This window comes from Streptomyces genisteinicus, from assembly GCF_014489615.1.
Classification (GTDB): domain Bacteria; phylum Actinomycetota; class Actinomycetes; order Streptomycetales; family Streptomycetaceae; genus Streptomyces; species Streptomyces genisteinicus.
In genome coordinates this window covers 998755-1019351 of the sequence record NZ_CP060825.1, presented here as the reverse complement: position 1 = coordinate 1019351, position 20597 = coordinate 998755, and the positions used below count along the sequence as shown (strand labels likewise).

General features: G+C 75.6%; 11 protein-coding genes and 2 pseudogenes. 7 read left to right on the top strand and 6 right to left on the bottom strand.

Features of this window, described 5'->3' with window-relative positions:
• Nucleotides 1-85: 85 nt before the first annotated feature.
• The 3 genes and pseudogenes from IAG43_RS04445 to IAG43_RS04435 form a co-directional block, all read left to right on the top strand.
• Complete coding sequence (locus IAG43_RS04445) at nt 86-1210, top strand: glycosyltransferase family 4 protein (RefSeq protein ID WP_187739449.1); 1125 nt, start codon at nt 86-88, stop codon at nt 1208-1210.
• Entirely contained in the window at nt 1207-2370 is a 1164-nt protein-coding gene (locus IAG43_RS04440) for a glycosyltransferase (protein ID WP_187739448.1), read from the top strand. The genes IAG43_RS04445 and IAG43_RS04440 overlap by 4 nt, the downstream gene beginning before the upstream one ends.
• 220 nt (nt 2371-2590) lie before the next feature.
• Nucleotides 2591-6964 (top strand): annotated as a pseudogene (locus IAG43_RS04435) (hydantoinase B/oxoprolinase family protein); the annotation flags it as partial.
• Between the two features lie 148 nt (nt 6965-7112).
• On the opposite strand, the gene IAG43_RS04430 reads toward IAG43_RS04435, so the two are convergent.
• The 5 genes and pseudogenes from IAG43_RS04430 to IAG43_RS04410 form a co-directional block, all read right to left on the bottom strand.
• A complete protein-coding gene (locus tag IAG43_RS04430; RefSeq protein WP_187739447.1) occupies nt 7113-7997 on the bottom strand; it encodes a 5-oxoprolinase subunit C family protein in 885 nt (294 codons plus the stop codon).
• On the bottom strand, nt 7994-8641 hold the full coding sequence (locus IAG43_RS04425) for a 5-oxoprolinase subunit B family protein (RefSeq protein ID WP_187739446.1): 648 nt from the start codon (nt 8639-8641) through the stop codon (nt 7994-7996). The genes IAG43_RS04430 and IAG43_RS04425 overlap by 4 nt, the downstream gene beginning before the upstream one ends.
• Nucleotides 8638-9402 carry a LamB/YcsF family protein gene (locus IAG43_RS04420; protein ID WP_187744292.1) on the bottom strand — a complete coding sequence of 255 codons (765 nt, stop codon included), beginning with the start codon at nt 9400-9402 and terminating at the stop codon, nt 8638-8640. The genes IAG43_RS04425 and IAG43_RS04420 overlap by 4 nt, the downstream gene beginning before the upstream one ends.
• Before the next feature lie 19 nt (nt 9403-9421).
• A pseudogene (locus IAG43_RS04415) lies at nt 9422-9833 on the bottom strand (D-glutamate cyclase family protein); the annotation flags it as partial.
• Between the two features lie 77 nt (nt 9834-9910).
• Nucleotides 9911-11188 carry an MFS transporter gene (locus IAG43_RS04410; RefSeq protein ID WP_187739445.1) on the bottom strand — a complete coding sequence of 426 codons (1278 nt, stop codon included), beginning with the start codon at nt 11186-11188 and terminating at the stop codon, nt 9911-9913.
• 194 nt (nt 11189-11382) lie between these two features.
• Between IAG43_RS04410 and IAG43_RS04405 the strand changes: the two genes are divergently transcribed.
• The 4 genes from IAG43_RS04405 (at nt 11383) to IAG43_RS04390 (ending at nt 19782) form a co-directional block, all read left to right on the top strand.
• Entirely contained in the window at nt 11383-12123 is a 741-nt protein-coding gene (locus IAG43_RS04405; protein ID WP_246574069.1) for a GntR family transcriptional regulator, read from the top strand.
• A 61-nt stretch (nt 12124-12184) separates the two neighbouring features.
• Nucleotides 12185-13729, top strand: coding sequence for a hypothetical protein (locus tag IAG43_RS04400; RefSeq protein WP_187739444.1), 1545 nt, complete (start codon nt 12185-12187; stop codon nt 13727-13729).
• Between the two features lie 112 nt (nt 13730-13841).
• A complete protein-coding gene (locus IAG43_RS04395; protein WP_187739443.1) occupies nt 13842-14765 on the top strand; it encodes a hypothetical protein in 924 nt (307 codons plus the stop codon).
• Nucleotides 14766-14964: 199 nt separating this feature from the next.
• A complete protein-coding gene (locus tag IAG43_RS04390; RefSeq protein ID WP_187739442.1) occupies nt 14965-19782 on the top strand; it encodes a hypothetical protein in 4818 nt (1605 codons plus the stop codon).
• Between the two features lie 127 nt (nt 19783-19909).
• Here the strand turns inward: IAG43_RS04390 and IAG43_RS04385 are convergent, their stop codons facing one another.
• Nucleotides 19910-20449: a hypothetical protein gene (locus tag IAG43_RS04385; protein ID WP_187739441.1), complete on the bottom strand. Its 540-nt coding sequence runs from the start codon at nt 20447-20449 to the stop codon at nt 19910-19912.
• Between the last annotated feature and the right edge of the window lie 148 nt (nt 20450-20597).

Here is a 20597-nt window from a genome sequence, read left to right as displayed (position 1 = left end):
CGGGCCGCACAACGCTCATGGGACGTTCCACGGGCGGAAAGATCCACGTCGGCTCGTCCACTCCGGACCCGGCGACAACACACACATGCGTGTCGTCATCGTCACCGAGTCCTTCCCGCCCGACGTCAACGGCGTGGCGCACTGCGCCCTGCAGACCGCCCGGCACCTCGCCGCCGACGGTCACGAACCGCTCGTCATCGCCCCGGCCGCCGCCGGGGCGGACGAGGCGGACACCCGGGCCCCCTGCCCCGTCGTCCGCGTCCCCTCCCTCCCCCTGCCCGGATACCCGCAGGTCAGGGTCGCCCTCCCCAGCCGCAGGGTCGCCGCGGCCATCGCCGCGCACCGGCCGGACATCGTCCACCTGGCCGGCCCCTTCGTGCTCGGCGTCCGCGGCATGGCCGCCGCGTCCCGGCTGGGACTGCCCGCCGTCGCCGTCTACCAGACCGACCTGGCCGGCTACGCGCGCACCTACGTCGGCGCGGGCGAGGCGGCGGCCTGGCGGCGCATCAAGGCGGTGCACACAGCCGCGGACCTCACCCTCGCCCCGTCCACCGCGGCCCTGCGCGACCTCGAGGACCACGGCGTCCCCCGCGTCCGGCTGTGGCCGCGCGGCGTCGACTCCGAGAGGTTCCGGCCCGCGCTGCGCGACGAGAGCCTGCGCCGGGAGATCGCCCCGCACGGCGAACTCGTCGTCGGCTACGTCGGCCGCCTCGCCCCCGAGAAGCACGTCGACCTCCTCGCGGGCGCCTGCGCCCTCCCCGGCGTACGGGTGGTCGTCGTCGGCGACGGACCCAGCGAACCCGCCCTGCGCGCCGCACTGCCCGGCGCCGTCTTCCTCGGCCGCCGCACCGGCGACGACCTCGCCCGGATCTTCGCCTCGCTCGACGTCTTCGCCCACACCGGCCCCTACGAGACGTTCTGCCAGACCGTGCAGGAGGCCATGGCCTCGGGTGTACCCGTGATCGCACCGGCCGCCGGCGGGCCGCTCGACCTCGTCGACCACGGCAGGACCGGCCTGCTCACACCGCCCCGCAGCGCCGGGGCGGTGCGCGACGCCGTCACCGCCCTCGCCGCCGACCCCGCCCGCCGGACCGCCTTCGGCCGCGCCGGGCGGGCCGCCGTCGAGGGCCGCAGCTGGGCGGCCGTCTGCGCCCGGCTGACCGGTCACTACGCGGACGTCCTCGGAGCCCGCACGGCGGTGGCGGCATGAGCGGGCTGCGGATCGTCCGGCTGGCCAACTTCGTCACCCCCTCCTCCGGAGGGCTGCGCACCGCGCTCGACCGCCTCGGCCGGGGCTACCTCGCAGCCGGCCACGAACCGGTGCTCGTCGTCCCCGGCGAACGGGACGGCGACCGGGACACCCCGCAGGGCCGCGTCGTCACCCTGGCCGGACCGCTCGTCGCCGGAACCGGCGGCTACCGCGTCCTGGCGGGCCGGCGCCGTCTGCGGACCCTGCTGGAGGAGCTCGCACCCGACCGCCTGGAGGTCTCCGACCGCACCACCCTGCGCTGGACCGGCGAATGGGCCCGGCGCCGGCGGATCCCGGCCGTGATGGTCTCGCACGAGACCGCCGACGGCGTCCTGCGCACCTGGGGAGTGCCCGGACCGGCCGCCGCCCGGGCCGCGGACCTGCTCAACCGGCGCAGCGCCTGGTCCTACACCCGGATCGTCTGCACCACCGAGTGGGCGGAACGCGAGTTCGTCAGGATCGGCGCCCGCAACGTCGTCCGCGCGCCGCTCGGCGTCGACCTCGTCACCTGCGCACCGACCCGTCGCAGCACCGCACTGCGCGCCCGGTACGCCGCCCCCGGCGAGGTGCTCCTGCTGCTGTGCTCCCGGCTCTCCGTGGAGAAGCGGCCGGGCACCGCGCTCGACGCCCTGGCCGTGCTGCGGGAACGCGGCGTACCCGCACGGCTGGTCGTCGCGGGGGACGGGCCGCTCCGGACCTCGCTCGAACGCGGGGCCGCCGCCCGGCGGCTGCCCGTCTCCTTCCTCGGCCACGTCGCCGACCGCGTGTCCCTGGCCGGTCTCCAGGCCGTCGCCGACGTCTGCCTGGCGCCCGGCCCCGCGGAGACCTTCGGGCTCTCCGCCCTGGAGGCCCTGGCCTGCGGCACGCCGGTGGCGGCCGACGCGTCGTCGGCGCTCCCGGAGGTCATCGGCGCCGCGGGCGCCGTGGCCGCCGGCACCGGCGCCGACTTCGCGGACGCCGTCTGCGAGATCCTCGCCCGCCCCGCGGCCGAACGCCGGGCGTCCGCCCGGGCGCGGGCCGAGCTCTTCGACTGGCCCGCCGCGGTCACCGCGTTCCTCGCCGCCCACGAGGCGCTGCCCGCGGGCGAGGCCGCGGCACGCCCGCGCGAGCACCGGCCGTGACGGGCCCCGGCACGGCCGAGGAGAGAGCGGTCCCGGGCGCGGCGCTGCGGTTCGCGGCGCTCGGCGACTCGCTCACCGAGGGGGATCGGGGACCCCGTTCCCGGAGGGTGGCGCGGCTGGGCCGCGCTGCTCGCCGAGGGAGTGGGCACCCCGGAGCGGCCCGCCTTGCCGGGGGAGTGGCACCCCGGAGCGGCCCGCCGAGTTCCTCGACCTCGCCGCCGGCGGTTCCCTCCGCCGGGACGTCGCCGACCGCCAGGCGCCGCGGGCACTCGCCTGGGCACCGGACATCGCCTCGGTGATCGTCGGCGTCAACGACACACTGCGTCCCGCCTTCGACATCGGGCGCCTGTCCCGGGCCCTCGACGAGGTCCTCGGGGCGTTCGCCGCACGCGGCACGGTCCTGCTGACCGCATGTCTGCCCGACCGCGGTGCCGTGCTCGCCCTGCCCGCGCCCCTCGCACACCCTCTCGCGAGGCGGCAGCGGGCGGTGAACGCGGTCGTCCACGTGCTCTCCGACCGCCACGGCGCCGTCCACCTGCACGCCGCGGGTCCCGCGTGGGCCGCCGACCGGAGTCTGTGGAGCGCCGACCGGCTCCACCCCGGTGAGCGCGGGCACCGGACGCTCGCCCGTGCCTTCCACGCGCTGCCGGCGCCCCGGGGGCTCGCCCCCGGGGCGGCGCCCTCCGCCGAGCCCGACCGCCCGCGCCCCACCCGGACCGACACCCTCCGCCGGCTCGCCACCGCCGGCGCCGGCCGGGTGGCACGCCGGTGCACCGGCCTCGTGCCGCAACTGCTGCGGCCGGCGGGCGAGGAGGCCGTGCACCGGGCGCGCGGCACCGCCGGAATCCTCGGCCGCGAGGCGGACGCCGCACCGGCCGCCGCGCTCGCGGCCCTCCGCCCCACCGCGGCGGGCCCGGCCAGGCCCACGGGTGCCCCCGCCGCCCGGCCGGGCAGGCCGGACCCGGGAACCCGGCGCGAGAATGGGGGCATGAGCGGGCGCTGGGAGTTCTGGATCGACCGGGGCGGCACCTTCACCGACATCGTGGGCAGACGGCCCGACGGCCGGCTGGTGACCCGCAAGCTGCTCTCGGACGACCCCGAGCGGTACCGCGACGCCGCGGTCGCCGGAATCCGCGCGCTGCTGGACCTCCCGGACGGGCGACCCGTGCCCGCCGACCGCGTCGCGGCCGTGCGGATGGGCACCACCGTGGCCACCAACGCGCTGCTGCAGCGGCGCGGCGAGCCGACCGTCCTCGTGATCACCGAAGGGTTCCGGGACGCCCTGCGGATCGCCTACCAGAACCGCCCGCACCTCTTCGACCGGCGCATCCTGCTGCCCGAGGCGGTCTACGAGCGAGTCGTCGAGATCCCCGAACGCGTCGACGCCCACGGGCACACCGTCACCCCGCTCGACCTCGCGGCCGCCCGGGAGCGGCTCGCCGCCGTGCGCGCCGACGGCATCACCTCGGCCGCCGTCGTCCTGATGCACGGCTACCGCGCCCCCGGCAACGAACGCCGGCTCGCCGCCCTCGCCGCAGAACTCGGCTTCACCCAGATCAGCTGCTCCCACGAGGTCAGCCCGCTCATCCGACTGGTGCCCCGCGGGGACACCACCGTCGTCGACGCCTACCTCTCACCCGTCCTGAGGCGCTACGTCGACGACATCGCGTCCGAACTCGGCGGCATCCGGCTGATGTTCATGCAGTCCAACGGCGGCCTGAGGGAGGCCGGCCACTTCCGGGGCAAGGACGCCGTGCTCTCCGGCCCGGCCGGCGGCGTCGTCGGCATGGTCCGCGCGTCGGCCCTGGCGGGCCACGACCGGGTCATCGGCTTCGACATGGGCGGCACGTCCACCGACGTCTCGCACTACGCGGGCGAGTTCGAGCGCGGGCAGGGCACCCAGGTCGCAGGCGTCCGCATGCGAGCCCCCATGATGCGCATCCACACCGTCGCCGCCGGCGGGGGTTCGGTGCTGCACTTCGACGGCCGCCGGTTCCGGGTGGGCCCCGACTCCGCGGGCGCGGTCCCCGGCCCGGCCTGCTACCGGCGGGGCGGGCCACTCACCGTCACCGACGCCAACGTGATGCTGGGACGCATCCAGCCGGACCACTTCCCGGCCGTCTTCGGGCCCCGCGGCGAGAAGCCGCTCGACGCCCGCACCGTCCGCGAGCGGTTCGCACGCCTCGCCGCCGAGGTCACCCGGGCCACCGGCCGCGCACGCACACCCGAGCAGGTCGCGGCCGGATTCCTCGAGATCGCCGTCCTCGGCATGGCGAACGCGGTCAAGAAGATCTCGGTCCAGCGGGGCCACGACGTCACCCGCTACGCGCTCACCTCCTTCGGCGGCGCCGGCGGACAGCACGCCTGCGCCGTCGCGGACGCCCTCGGCATCGACACCGTCGTCGTGCCGCCGCTGGCCGGTGTGCTGTCCGCCTACGGGATCGGCCTCGCCGACGCGACCGCGATGCGCGAACACTCCGTCGAGGCCGCACTGGACGACACGACGGCCGCGCGCGTCCGCACGCTCTGCGACGGCCTCGCCGACCGCACCCGCGCCGAACTGCGCGGCGACGGCATCCCCGACGGCGCGATCACCACCCGTGCCCGGGTCAGGCTCCGCTACGCGGGAACGGACGCCGGGCTGACCGTCGCGCTGGACTCCGCGAGCGCGATGAAGGACGCCTTCACGGCCGCCCACCGCACCCGGTACGCGTTCACCATGGACAAACCCGTCGTCGTCGAGGCCGTGACGGTGGAGGCGGCCGGCGGTGCGGAGGAGCACGGCGAGGTGGTCACCGCGGAGCCGGAGCCCGCCGGCGGCGCCTGCCGCCCCGGCGACGCGGCCGAGGTGCGGATGGTCGTCGGCGGCGCCCCGCGCACCGTCCCCCTGGTCCGGCGGTCCGCTCTGCGCAGGGGCGAGGCGGTGAACGGGCCGGCTCTCGTCGTCGAGCCGGACGCCACGACCGTCGTCGACCCGGGGTGGCGCGTCACCGCGGGGGAGGCCGGCCACCTGCTGCTGACCCGGGTGGATCCGCGGCCCGGCAGGGTCGCCGTGGGGACGGACGTCGACCCGGTGCTGCTGGAGGTCTTCAACAGCCTCTTCACGGCGATCGCCGAGCAGATGGGTGTGCGGCTGGAGAACACCGCCCACTCGGTGAACATCAAGGAGCGGCTCGACTTCTCCTGCGCCCTCTTCGACGCCGACGGCAACCTCGTCGCCAACGCTCCGCACATCCCGGTCCACCTCGGCTCCATGGGCGATTCCCTCAAGGAGGTGCTGCGCCGCAACGCGGGACGGCTGCGGCCGGGAGACGTGTACGCGGTCAACGACCCTTACCACGGCGGCACCCACCTTCCCGACGTCACCGTGGTCACCCCGGTGTTCGAGGGGGAGCAGCTGCGCTTCCTCGTCGCGTCCCGCGGACATCACGCCGAGATCGGCGGCATCACGCCCGGCTCGATGCCCGCCTTCAGCCGCACGGTCGAGGAGGAGGGGGTGCTCTTCGACAACTGGCTCCTCGTGAGGGACGGGCGGCTGCGCGAGGAGGAGACGAGGGACCTGCTCACCGGGGCGCGGTACCCCTCCCGCGCCCCGGACGCCAACCTGGCCGACCTGCGGGCCCAGATCGCCGCCAACGAGAAGGGGATCGCCGAACTCCGCCGGATGACGGACCAGTTCGGCACGGACGTGGTGCAGGCGTACATGGGCCACGTCCGGGACAACGCGGCCGAGTCCGTGCGCCGGATCGTCGCCCGGCTCGACGGCGGCGACTGCCGCTACGAGACGGATGCCGGAGCGGTGATCCGCGTCGCCGTCCGCGTCGACCGCGGGCGGCGCACCGCGGTCATCGACTTCGCCGGCACGTCCGCCCAGCAGCCCGGCAACGCCAACGCGCCCACGTCGGTGGTGACGGCGGCCGTGCTGTACGTCTTCCGCACCCTGGTCGGCGAGGACATCCCGCTGAACAGCGGCTGCCTGGAACCGCTCGAGGTACGGGTCCCCGCGGGGTCGATGCTGGCGCCCGTGCACCCGGCGGCGACGGTGGCGGGGAACGTCGAGACCTCGCAGGCGGTCACGGGTGCGCTGTACGCCGCCCTCGGGGTGCAGGCGGAGGGCTCGGGGACGATGAACAACGTGACGTTCGGCAACGAGCGGTTCCAGTACTACGAGACGGTGGCCTCCGGGGCCGGTGCCGGAGACGGCTTCGACGGAGCGGACGCCGTCCAGACCCACATGACGAACTCCCGGCTCACGGACCCTGAAGTGCTGGAGTGGCGCTATCCGGTGCGGGTGGAGTCCTTCGCCGTGCGGGAGGGAAGCGGCGGAGCCGGGCGCCACCGCGGGGGTGACGGTGTCGTCCGGCGCATCCGTTTCCTGGAGCCCATGACCGTCGCGCTGCTGACGGGGCACCGGCGGGTGCCGCCGTACGGGATGGCCGGGGGCGAGCCGGGGGCCCTCGGCGTGAACCGTCTCGAGCGCGCGGACGGCAGCGTCCGCCCGCTGGAGGGCGTCGACACGGTCGACGTGGCGGCGGGCGACGTCCTCGTCGTCAGCACTCCCGGGGGCGGCGGGTACGGGCCGCCGGGTCCCTGACGCCGGGGCCGCCCGGGACCCTCGATCACCCGCGCGAGCGCACACGGCATCCCTGAGGGGCGGTGGTTCCGTGCGCGGGCGGCCGGAGCGCCGGTCGCCCGCCGAGTCGGAGGGGCGATCGGTCCACCGGGCGACGTCACCCGCGTCCTCACCGCCGGACCCGCACGCGGCTCACGGGCAGGAACCGGACCGGTGTGCCCGGCACCGCCTGCGCGGCGCCTGGGAGGTCCCGCTCGACGACGACGCCGACGACCGGATATCCGCCGGTCGTCGGATGGTCCGCCAGGAACACCACGGGACGGCCGTCGGGCGGCACCTGCACCGCCCCCAGGACCATGCCCTCACTGGGCAGTTCGCCGTGGACCGCCCGCTCCAGCGGCGGCCCGTCCGTGCGCAGCCCGATGCGGTTGCTCGACGAGGTCACCAGGTAGCGGGCGGCCGCCAGGGTGCGCAGTGCACCGGGGGCGAACCAGTCCTCGCGCGGGCCGGGCAGGATCCGCAGGACGAGCTCGCCGGGCGGCGCGGGCCACGGCACGGGCCCGCCGGCTCCCGCAGGAGGCGCGGAGCCCGCGCCGAGCGGAAGCACGGCACCGTCGGCCAGCGGCTGGGGCCCCAGCCCCGACAGCAGGTCCGTCGAACGGCTGCCGAGCACCGGATCGACCGCGACACCTCCGGCGAAGGCGACATAGGACCGCACCCCGTGCTCGGCAGGGTGCACCTCCAGCACCGCTCCCGCCGGCACCCGGATCGCCGCGCCCCAGGCGGCAGGACGGCCGTCGACGGTGACCCGGCAGGGCGCGCCGCCCACGGCCGCCACGACGGGCCTCCGCGGACGGACCGCGCATCCGGTCAGCGTCGTCTCCAGCACGGCGGCGTCCCCGGTGTTGCCCACGAGCCGGTTGACGAGCCGGGCGGCCGGGGCGTCCAGCACGCCGGATCGCGGCACGCCCAGATGGGCGTACCCGGGCCGGCCGGCGTCCTGAACCGTCGTCAGCGCGCCTGCCCGCACCACCGCGACGGCCCGGTCGCTCATCGGCTCCCCACCACGGTGAAACGGACCAGGGTCCCGGGTGCGAGCAGCGCCGCGGGATCCCGGGACGGATCCCACAGCACGGCGTCCGTCGTGCCGATCAACTGCCAGCCCCCCGGCGACGAGCGGGGATAGACCCCCGTGTACGCACCCGCCACGGCGACCGACCCGGCGGGTACCGCGGTACGCGGTGTGGACCTGCGGGGCACGGACAACCCTTCGGGCAGGCCGGTGAGGTAGCCGAACCCGGGGGCGAAGCCGCAGAAGGCGACCCGGTAGGTGACGGACGCGTGCCGGGCGGCCGCCTCGCCCGGCGCGAGGCCCCACAGCGCGGCGACCTCCGCCAGGTCCGGTCCGTCGTAGCGCACCGGTATCTCGACCGTGCCCGTGGCCCGGGGGTCGGGCGGGGGTATCTCCCAGCGCACCAGCTCCCCGGCCAGCCCCTCAGGATCGTCGACCCCGTCGAGCAGGACCGTCCGCGCGGCGGGCACGATCTCGCCGACCGGCGGCAACAGGCCCGCGGCGCGGCGGCGCACGAGCTCCGCGTGCAGGGCCACGGTCTCCGCCTCGCCCGGCAGTTCGACGAGGAGACCGCGCTCACCCATCCGCAGCACCCGGGCCGCCCCGGGCCGCTCCGGGGCGCTCATACGAAGGCCTCCACCCGGACTCCCGCGTGCTCCAGCCGGCCACGGACCTCGCGGGCCAGTTCCACCGCTCCCGGTGTGTCGCCGTGGAGGCACAGCGAGCGTGCCCGCACTCCGACCGAGCGTCCGCACCGGGAGGTCACCACGCCGAAGCGGGCGACGCTCACCGAGCGTTCGACGACGGCCGCAGGGTCGCTGAGCACAGCGTCCTCCTCACCACGGGGCACCAGAGTGCCCTCGGCCGTGTACGCGCGGTCGGCGAAGGCCTCCGCGACGACCGGCAGCCGCTCCTTCTCCGCCACGGCGTGCAGGGCGGAGCCGGGCAGCCCGAGCACGGGCAGCCGCTCGCCCGTCAGCCGTATCCCCTCGACGACCGCCGCCGCCTGCGCCTCGTCGTGGACCACCCGGTTGTAGAGGGCGCCGTGCGGCTTCACATAGGCCACGCGCGAGCCCGCCGCGCGGGCGAAGACCTCCAACGCCCCTATCTGGTAGGCGACCTCAGCGGCCAGCTCGTCGGGCGGCACGTCCATCGAGCGCCGGCCGAAGCCCGCGAGGTCGCGGTACGACACCTGGGCACCGATGCGCACCTCGCGGGCAGCGGCCAGCTCGCAGACCTTGCGCATGGTGACCGCGTCGCCGGCGTGGAACCCGCAGGCCACGTTGGCGCTGGTGACGACGGAGAGCAGCTGTTCGTCGTCGGTCAGCTGCCAGCGGCCGAAACCCTCGCCGAGGTCGGCGTTGAGGTCGATGGACGCCCGGTTCATGTGATCCTCCTGTCGGTCGGGCCACGCGGTCGTGCTCGTCACGGGTGTCCGTGACGGCCATGCGGCCGGGCGCGTGGGTGAGGGCGAACGGCGGCCGTGACGCCGTGAGGGCGGTGTGCGGGGTCACTCCGCACGCCCCGGAGGTACGGGACGCCACCCGGCGCCGCGTCCACCGGGTCGCCGACGTCGGGGCGTTCCGGGTCCCGTGTGCCGAGCGCCGCCGGGTCCCCGATGTGCACCGGGTCACCGTGCACCGAGGGCATCATGGCACTGCGGGTGACCGTGGCGGAGAGCAGCCCGGCGGGAACGGGCCGCATGGAGACGGCCATCGGTCCCCGCAGTCTCCCGGCGGGCCGGCACGGCCGGTCCGTGACGTACACGGGCAGGCCCCGGCCCTGTCCCACGTGCCGCAGCGGGGCCCCGGCCGCCGACCAGCGGGACGGGTCGTCGTCCCGGCGGGCCCTCGCGCCGGAGGAACCGTGCGCGGCGGCGTGCGTCGCCGGGGCGCTCATGTCAGCTCCTTGCCGCGGGTCTCCGGCAGTCCGGTGAGCGCCAGGGCGGCGAGGGCGTACCCCGCGGCGCCGAGGACGAGGGCGCCGCCGACGCCCCAGCTGTCGGAGAGGAACCCGACGAGGGTGGGCAGGAAGGCGCCGACCGCCCGGCCGCTGTTGTACGTGAAGCCCTGGCCGGTGCCGCGCACCGCGGCCGGGTACAGCTCGCTCAGGTAGGAGCCGAAGCCGCTGAAGATGGCCGACATGCAGAACCCGAGCGGGAACCCGAGGACGAGCAGCAGACCGTTCGCCCCGGAGGGGATGTTGGTGTAGGCGAGGATGCCCGCCGCGGACAGGGCGGCGAACAGCGCGATGTTGTTCTTCCTGCCGATGCGGTCGGTGAGGTAGCCGCCGGTGAGGTAGCCGACGAAGGCCCCGGATATCAGGAACGCGAGATAGCTCCCCGTGCCGACGACGGTGAGCCCGCGCTCGGTCTTGAGGTACGTCGGCACCCAGGTCGCCAGTGTGTAGTAGCCGCCCTGGACACCGGTCGACAGCAGTGTGGCGAAGAGCGTGACGCGCAGCAGGTCCTTGCGGAAGACGGCGGTGAACGACCCGCGTTCGCTGCTGGTGCGGCGCAGTTCCTCGGCGTGGGGGGCGTCGCTGACGTTGCGACGGATGTAGACGATGAGCAGGGCGGGCAGGGCGCCCGTCCAGAACATGACCCGCCAGGCCGTGTCCGGGTCGAGGAAGTGGAACACCAGGGTGTAGACGAGGACGGCGAGTGCCCAGCCGGCGGCCCACGCGCTCTGTACCGCGCCGAGCGTGCGCCCGCGGTGTTTGGCCGAGGCGTACTCCGCGACGAGGATGGCGCCCACCGCCCATTCGCCGCCGAAGCCCAGGCCCTGGAGGGCGCGGAAGACCAGCAGCGTCTCGTAGTTGGGCGCGAAGCCGCAGAGCACGGTGAACACGGCGTAGGTGATCACCGTGATCATCAGGGCCTTCACCCGGCCCATGCGGTCGGCGAGTATCCCCGCCAGTACCCCGCCTATCGCCGAGACGACCAGCGTCACCGTGGTGAGAAGCCCGGTCTGCCCGTTGTCGAGGCTGAAGTACGCCGAGATCGCCACCATGCTCAGCGGCAGGGTGAAGTAGTCGTAGGAGTCGAGTGCGTACCCGCCGAACGCGCCGCCGAAGGCGCGGCGACCGCGCGGGCCGAGGGCGCGGAGCCATCCGAACGCGCCGGTGTCGTCCGGCTGTCGACCGTGGACCTGGGGTGCCTGGGTCGTGCTCATCATCACCTCGCGGAGGGGGGAGGGGCGCGGAGAGTTCGTCTGTGTATCCGGGCGGTGACGACAACGTAGGGGATTGTTCAACGATCCGACAAGGGGCGTGTGGGGTCGTTCGGGCTTATACGATTGGCGCCGGGTGCGCCGGTGCGCTCCGACGAGAGCGCCGGCCGGGAGACCGGCCGGGAGAGAGGGATGGCGTGGGGACGACGAAGCCCGTGCACGGTGAGGACGGCGACGGCACCGGCGGACTGGCCGACGACCGCGGCCTGCTGGGGCGCACGAGCACCGCCGAACGGGTCGCCGACATCCTGCGGTCCCGCATCGCCGACGGCTACTTCCCCCCGGGCGACCGCCTCTCCGAGGACGGCATCGGCAAGGCGCTCGGCATCTCCCGCAACACCCTCCGCGAGGCCTTCCGCCTGCTCACCCACGAACGCCTGCTCGTCCACGAGCTCAACCGCGGCGTCTTCGTGCGCAAGCTCGCCGTCCAGGACGTCGAGGACATCTACCGCACCCGGCAGCTCGTCGAGTGCGCCGTCGTCCAAGGGCTGGGCGAACCGCCCTACCGGCTCACCGGCCTCGAGGAAGCCGTCGGCGACGGCGAGCGCTCGGCGCGCGACAGCGACTGGAAGGGCGTCTCCACGGCGAACATCCACTTCCACCGCGAACTCGTCGCCCTGGCCGGAAGCGCCCGCACCGACGAACTGATGCGCAGCGTCCTCGCCGAGCTCCGCCTCGCCTTCCACGTCGTCGACGACCCCCGCGGGCTCCACCAGCCCTACCTCGTCCGCAACCGCGCGATCCTGGACGCCCTCCGCGCCGGGGAGCGCACCACCGCCGAACGGCTGCTCGCCGACTACCTGGACGATTCCCGGTCCCAGCTGGTGCGGGCGTACGCCGGTCTGGTGGCCGGGCGGCGCGAGGCGGACGGAGCGTAGCCGCACGGTCGCTTCTGCGCCGTTTCGACCGTTGTCGGTGCGAGGACCTAATCTGTGCACCGTGACTTCGCCTGCCCCCACGGAATTCGTTCCGCCCCAGCTCAGCGCGGGGCCGCGGCCCGCGCAGGGCCCGGCCGCCGACGAAGGGCTGGCGCGGCGGCTCCGCGCGCTCGCGTGCACCGCCCCGCTGCACGACCTCGACGTCCGCAAGGCCAACCTGGCGGGCGAGTACTCGGTCTACTCGATGGCCGAGGTCGCCCTCGCCGCGATCGACCTCGTCACGCTCAACATGGACTTCGACACGGGCGCCGACCACGAGCAGATAGTGGCCAGGCTCCTCCCGCGCGTCGCCGCCCAGGCCCCCGCCCGCCCGCAGACCGAGCACGAGCGCGTCGCGCGCTGGGTCCTGGAGAACCTGATCAACGTCGGCAGCGTGGACCGGGGATTCCGCGCCGTCTACGGCACCTTCGGACCCGACGGCGTCTACACCCGCCGCGACTACGACTTCAAACTCGTGGAGGAGGTCCCCGGCTACGGCGGCAGCGTCTACCTGCGGACCACCGACGAAGCGGTCAACGTGCTCGTCGGCGCCCTCGACACGGACGTCACCAGCGCACAGATCGCGGCGGAGGTGAAACTGGAGATCCTCATCAGCCGCGGCCGCCTCGCCGACGCGCAGCTCGCCGCCGAACAGGCCCGCTACCGCACCGTGCAGTACTCGGAGACCCTGCGCCGCACCCTGGAGGCCACCCGGCGCAACGTGCGCGCCGTCGACTGGCTGAACACGGTTCCCGACATGATCGCCGAGGCGCTCGACCACGTCGCCGACCGCTACCGCCACGAGAACGCCATCCTCACCAACATCCGCAAGGCGCGCGACGAGGCAGAGGCGGGCAACGACCCGAAGATGGCGGAGCACAAGCGCCGCGCCGCCGAGCTCGTCGACATAGTCAAGGACTGCATCAGACGCCACACCCAGCTCCAGTCCAGGCTGCTGGAGGCCGGCCCCCTGTTCCGCGCCGAACAGGACCGCCAGGCGTTCGCCCGCCCCACCTCCCGCACCGGACTCGACCTCTACGGCCAGCTGCTCGCGCCGCTCCTCCCGCTGCCCGTGCGGTCCGCCGGGCGGGTCACCGACGCCTTCTTCGCCCGGGGCACCGGCCTGCGCACCCCCGTGTCGGTACGCGTCGGCGACCTCATCGACATGCTGCTCACCCCGCCCGTGGAACGCGAACACCTCGGCGCCCACATGCCCGAACCCGATCTCATCGCCACCCCCGACGACAGCCGCTTCAGCGAGCAGCAGCTGGCGAGCGCGCGCGAACTCCTCGACCTGGAGCACGACGCACCCCGCCGGCTCTCCGGCCTGCTCGCCGAAGCCCGGCGCCGCGATCCCGACCTGCCCTACCTCGTCGCCCTGCTCGCGGTCCACGCGGCCAGCCCGCCGGTCGGCACCGCCTACCGGCAGGGCGAGCAGCGGCTGCTCTTCGCCGTCGACGACGGCACACCCCTCGACGACCCCGAGTTCGGCGGCGCCGACCTCATCGTCGGCACCGCCCTGCTGGACGCCGCGGGTATGGCGGCGGACCGCTCGGAGGGCACATGACCCCCGGCCCCCGCACCCCCGTCCGCCGACGGCACGCCGCCCCGGCCCCCGCGTCCGTGCCCGGCGCCGCACCCGCACGAGCCGCCACGACCACCCCCGAGGAGCCCCACCCGTGAGCGACCACTCCGCCGAGCACCCCGGTGCGTGGAGCGACCCGGTCACCCCCCAGGGGCCTCCGGCCGGACCGATGACCCAGCAGGGCCACGCCTCCGGGGCCCTCACGCCCGCCGACGCCGCCGACGCCGCCCGCCTCGTCTCCTTCGGGCTGCAGCCCAGACTGCTCCCCGCCCGCGACGCCGAGTACGGCGAACTGCTGCGCCGCTACCGCGAGGACACCGGCTTCGCACGGCTCGCGGACGCCGTCGCCACCGGTCTCGGACTGGTCGTCCTGGAGGTCTCGCCCCGCGCCGGCATGGCCGTCACCGCCGCGGAGGACTCCGTCTTCGCCGTCAGGATGGGCGACTACGCCCGCCGCGCCTCCTCCGAATCGGCCGACCGCTTCCTCCACGGCCTCGCCCACCTCGCCGTCGCCGCCATGGCCTTCCCCCGGCCCGAGGACCTCGCCGACGACGGCTACATCGGACGCATCACGGTCAACGGCGTCGACGCCTTCGTCCGCCAGGCCTGCCGCCGCCTGGAGGAGCGCGCCGACGCCGACGGCGAGAACACCGACCCGGCGACCGACGCGCCCGGCCTCGAAGCCGCCTGGCGCGTGTACGCGCGCCGCAGCACCACGGGAGCCACCAAGGACGCCCGCCGGCTCGCCGGGTCCACCACCGGCATCATCGGCAAGGCCGTCGGCTTCCTCACCGACTCCGGCTTCCTCCAGCGGACCGGCGACGACGCGGGCGGCGCCTACCGGACCACCGCCCGCTACCAGCTCCAGGTCCGCGACATGGCGGGCAGCGCCGCCATGGCCGAACTGCTGGAACTCGGCGTCGTCCCGGTGAGCGACGGCACCGCCACGCTGGTCGCGCCGCACGGCGGAGACGACCTCGAACTCGCCGCCGACGCCGGCCTGCCCTTCCACTCATGACCGCCCTCCGCCCCGGCGGCCACCGTCCGCCGCCACGGGAGGCGACGCGAGGGCACCGCCGGCCGGTGCCTCCGGAGACCTCCGCCGGCATAGGGGGCCCCCGCCCCGCGTGACCGCACACCGGAGCCCGCCGACCGGGCCCCACCCCGTTCCACCGAGCAACACGACGCCAGACGAAGAAGACTGAGAGTCCGCCGCCATGTACGAGTTGTCCCGGGTCCGCCTCTACTCCATCGGCCCCGCCGGTGCGCGCTACGCCGACACCGTGCTCGACCTGCGCGGAGTCGGCGCGCCCGTGCCCCACCCCGCGCCCACCCAGGCGGAGTTCTTCGAGGAGGAGCCCGTCGGCCCGCCGCGCCGCCCCGCGCCCGCCGGCGTCCTCTTCCTGGAGAACGGCGGCGGCAAGTCGGTCCTCCTCAAACTGATCTTCTCGGTCATGCTCCCCGGCCACCGCAACACCCTCGGCGGCGCCAGCTCCGGCGTACTGCGCAAGTTCCTGCTCGCCGACGACTGCGGGCACGTCGCCCTGGAGTGGCAGCACACCCAGACCGGCGAGCTGGTCGTCGTCGGCAAGGTCAGCGAGTGGCGCGGCCGCCAGGTGTCCAACGACCCCCGGAAGTTCGCCGAAGCCTGGTACTCCTTCCGCCCCGGCCCCGGACTGAGCCTCGACAGCCTGCCCGTCGCCGAGGCCACATCGGTACGTCCCCCCGTCGAGGGAGCTTCCGGCGCCCGCGGCCGCCGCCGCACCATGAAGGGCTTCCGGGACGCCGTCACCGACGCGGCCAAGGCCTACCCCCACCTCGACGTGTACTGGGAGGAGATCCACGACCGCTGGAACGAGCACCTCGGGGACATCGGTCTGGACCCCGAGCTGTTCCGCTACCAGCGCGAGATGAACGCCGACGAGGGCGAGGCCGCCGGCCTCTTCGCCGTGAAGAAGGACTCGGACTTCACCGACCTGCTGCTGCGCGCGGTGACCGACACCCGGGACACCGACGGCCTCGCCGACCTCGTCAGCGGCTTCGGCAACAAGCTGGGCCGCCGCGCCGAACTCACCGCCGAGCGCGACTTCACCGCCGGCTCGGTCGACCTGCTCGGCCGGATCGTCGACGCCGCCGCAGCCCGCGCCAGGGCCCGCGACATCCACACCGCGGCCGAACGCCGCACCCGGACACTCGCCCGCCGCCTCACCGCCCGCGCCGCCGACGAACGCGGACTCGCTGCCGAACTCGCCCAGCAGGTCGCCGAAGCGGCCCACGGCGTCACCGACACCGAGGCGGCACGCGGCCACAGCTCCCTCGTCGCCGCCGAACTCGCCTACCGGCACGCCTCGCTCGCCCTGACCGCCGCCGAGAAGGGCGCAGCCTCCCAGCGCCGCGAACTCATCGACGCCCGCACCCTGCACTCCGCCTGGCAGGCCGCCGAAGCGGTGCTGCGCCACCGCGCCGCCGGCGACCGCTCGGCACGCGTTGCCGCAGCGATCCGCGAGGCCGAGCGGGACGCCGCCCCGGCCCTGGCCGCCCGCGCCAAGGCCGCCGGAGACCTGGTCCGCGCCCTGCACGCGGCGGCGGAGGACGGCGAGCGCCTCGCCAACGACGAGGAGGAGCGCTCCCGGGCCCTCCAGGAGACCGGCGAGGCCGCCCACCGCGACGCCACCGTGGCCGCCACCGAGGCACAGCGCGCCCGGAGCGAGATCGGACACCTGCGCCAGCGGCTGGCCGAGGTCGAGCAGGAGATCGCCGAAGCGGTACGCGCCGGCTGGCTCGACGACACCGCCCCCGACGCCGACCCGGCGCGCGCCGCGCTCGCCGCCAGCGACGCGGAACGCACCGCCGTCGAGGCGTGGGACACGGCCCGGGACGCCGCGCGCGCCACGGCGGAACGGGCCAGGGAAGCGGCCGGCGCGGAGTCCCGCGCCGAACTCGCCGCCGCCCGCGCCGAGGACGCGGCGCGCGCCGCGGACCACGCCCACGACGCGGAGCGCCGCGCTGCCGAGTCCATCGCCGAGGACGAACGCCTCGCCGACCTGCTGGGGACCGGGCCCGCCGCTCTGCCCGGCGGCGACGCTCCCACCCCCTTCCCCGGACCGCGCACCCCCGTCGGCACCGCACCGGGCGGCCCGTACGACGACGCGCCCGACGGACGCCCCGCGGCCACCGCCGGGCGCGACGGCGCCGGGCACGGCAGGCTGACCGCCGAGCAGCTCGACGGATTCGCCGACGAACTGCGCGAACTCCTCGACGACTCCGTCGCCTCCGCCGAACGCCAGCTGTTCGACCTGCGGACCGCCGCCGCCGACGACGCCCGCATCCTCGGCGCGCTCGGCGACGGAGGACTGCTGCCGCCCGCCCCGGACGTGCTCGCCACCGTCGAGTACCTCGGCGAGCACGGCATCCCGGCCCTGCCGGGCTGGCGCTACCTCGCGCAGTCCGTCGACCCGGCGGACCACGCGGCCGTCCTGGCGGCCCGTCCCGAACTCGTCGACGGTGTCGTCGTCACCGACCCCGACTCCCACACCCGTGCCCGTGAGGTACTGGCCGGGGCGGCCCTGCTGCCCCGCTCCGCCGTGGCCGTGGGCACCGCCGCCGCTCTGCTGGCGCCGGTGCCCCCGTCGGGAGGAGCCGCCGGCACGGACGTCTTCCTCGTCCCGCCGAACCCGGCGATGCACGACGAACACGCCGCCGACGAGGAGCGCCACGCCCTGCGGGCCCGGGCCGCCGCCCGCGACGAGGAGATCCGCACGCTCGCCGCCCGGCTCGCCGGGGACCGCGCACTCGGCGCACGCATCGCGGCCTGGCGCGAGGACTGCCCCCAGGGCATGCTCGCCGAACTCGCCGACGCCGCCGGCACGGCCCGCGAAGCCGCCGCCGAGGCGGGGGAACTGCTCGACGCCGCCCGCACCGCACGGGCCGAGGCGGACGAGGCCGCCGCGGACGCCGCACGGATCCGCGACGAGCGCCAGGAGGCCGCCCAGCGCGCCCGCCGGGCCGCCGACGCCCTGGCCGGTCTCGCCTTCCGGCTGCGCGAGCGAGCCGGCTGGCAGGTCAGGCTCCGCGAACTGGCCGACGAAGCGGCCGAGTCGGAGGCACGGGCGGCGGCCTTCCTGGAGCGCGCCAAGGCCGCCGACGAGGACCGCCGCGCCGCGCAGCGCGCCGGTGACGACGCCCGGCGCACGGCCCGCGCGCTGCGTGCGGAGCGGGCCGAGATCGCGGGCGCCCCGGAGAACCTGCCCGACGACGACGCTCCCCGCACCGCCCTGCCCACGCTCCGCGAGGCGTACCGCGCCGCGTCCCAGCTCTACGAGAAGGTGGGTGTCGGCGCGGACCTGCGGGCCGAGCAGGCCCGCGCGGAGAGCGACGAGAGCGCCGCTCTCGCCGAGCTCGACCGGCTGACGAACAAGGTCCGCACCCGGGCCGCCCAGCTGTTGGAGGGCACCGACGGCGCCGACGGACCCTCGCGCCAGGCGGCCGCGGCCCGCGCCGAGTCTTTGGTGCAGATGCTGGAGACCCGCGCGTCCGAGGCGAGCGAGAAACTGGGCCGGCTGCGCGGAGAGGCCGAGCGGCTGGCCCCGGAAGACGGCGGGATCCACACCGAGCTGCCCGACGACCTCGTCCCCTCCGACGCCGGGCACGCCCAGAGCCTGCTGCGGACCGCCTCCGCGGAGCTCGCCGCCCGCACCGACGCGCTCGATGCGGCCCGGGCCGCCCACGCGGGGCTGCTGCGCGCACACCGCACGGCGGAGGACGCGGCGGGCGGCTTCGACGAGACCGCCGCCCTGCTGCGCGACCTGCTCAGGGACCATCAGCCGGACGAGGAGACCGCACAGGCCCCCGAGCCCTATCCGGGCGGTCTGGAGGAGGCCCGCAGGACCGCGGCCGAGGCGCGCCGTTCGCTGCGCGGCTGCGCGGCCGACCTCTCGGTGGCCGAGAGCGCGGTCCGCGAGGCGAGCGACGTCCTCGTCCGGCACGCCAACTCCACCCGCTACGAGCAGGTGCGCACGCCCGCCCGCCAGCAGATCCGCGAACTGCCCGCCGCCGCGCTGCCGGAGCACGCAGCCCGGTGGGCCGAGGCCTTCGCCCCGCGGCTGCGGGTCCTGACCGACGAGCTGGCCCAGCTCGAACGCAACCGCGACACGATCGTCGACCGCCTGCGCGGCCTGGTCGAGGCGTCGCTGGCCACGCTGCGCTCGGCGCAGCGGCTGTCCCGCCTGCCGGAGGGACTGGGGGAGTGGTCGGGGCAGGAGTTCCTGCGCATCCGCTTCGAGGAGCCCGACCAGGCGACCCTCGCCGAACGCCTCGGCGAGGTCATCGACGAGGCGACGCGCGCGGCGGTGAAGAAGAACGCCGCGGCGGCGTACGGCGAGGGCCGGCGGGACGGGATGTCCCTGCTGCTGCGCGGAGTCCAGGCGGCGCTCCAGCCCAAGGGCATCGCCGTCGAGATCCTCAAGCCGGACGCGGTGCTCCGTGCCGAGCGGGTCCCGGTGGGGCAGATGGGCGACGTCTTCTCGGGCGGCCAGCTGCTCACCGCGGCGATCGCGCTCTACTGCACGATGGCCGCCCTGCGGAGCAACGACCGGGGCCGGGACAAGCACCGGCACGCGGGCACGCTCTTCCTCGACAACCCGATCGGCCGGGCCAACGCGACGTATCTCCTGGAGCTCCAGCGGGCGGTGTCGGACGCGCTCGGGGTCCAGCTGCTCTACACGACGGGACTGTTCGACACCACGGCCCTGGCGGAGTTCCCCCTGGTCATCCGGCTCCGGAACGACGCCGACCTGCGGGCCGGGCTGAAGTACATCAGCGTCGAGGAGCACCTGCGTCCCGGGCTGCCCCAGATCGACCCCGCCGGGGAGACCGTCCACGGGGAGATCACGGCGACCCGCATGTACCGCAGGGGCACCGTCCCGCCGCCCGCCGCGCCCGACGCCTCGGAGACCACGACGGGACCGGCGGTCACGGCGGCTGCCCCAGCGGGCACGGACCGGACGCCGGCCCCGGACCCGGCCGGTCCCGCGTAGCGAGCGGCTCCCCGGCAGCCGGCCCGCGGGGCGGACGGCCCCCGGGCCTCCCGGGCCGTGCGCCTCCCCGGCCGCGCGCCGGTGCCGCCGCGTACCGCACCGGCACCCGCTCCCGGGAGAGGCGCCTTCACGCCTCCGACAGGCTGCCCGCGCCCCGGCGCCGTATCCGGGCGGCGGTGCGGGCGGCGGTCCTCGCAGCCTTCCGCTCCCGGCGCCGCTCGCGCCGCAACTGCCGGGCGGTGCTGCTCGGGACGGAGACCACCCCGTTGCGCTGGTTCCACACCTGGCGGGTCACCCACACGTCCAGCACGGCCCAGGTCGCGACGACCGTGCCGCCCACACTGGCCAGCACGGCGGGGAAGGCCAGCCAGGAATCGGTGAGGGTGAGCAGGAACGCGGTCATCGCGAGCGTCAGCGTCACGGACGCCACGATCACGGCGCGGACGGCGGCCGTGCGCACCGGGTCGGCCATCCGCCGGGTGCCGTGCGGTTCGTCGGTCCACAGCGGGTGGGCGCCGATGTCCTCCTGCTCCGGGCCGCCCCCGCGCTCCGGCCGCGACGGCGCGGCGGTCCGCGAACCGCGCGGAGCCGGTACGTCCTGCCGTGCCGAGGATTCCCCTGCGGAACCCGGCTCGGCCGTCGCCGTGCGACGCTCGTCCGTGTCCATGGATCGTGTCACTCCCCACCTCTGTCCGACTTCAGGGTGACTGCCCGGATTCGGCCGCCTGGAATCGGCTGCCCGGAATCGAACGGCCTACTCGCCGCCCGTCCTCGCTCGTCCCTTCCGGTCCTGGCGACGGCGGGCCGGTGACGGC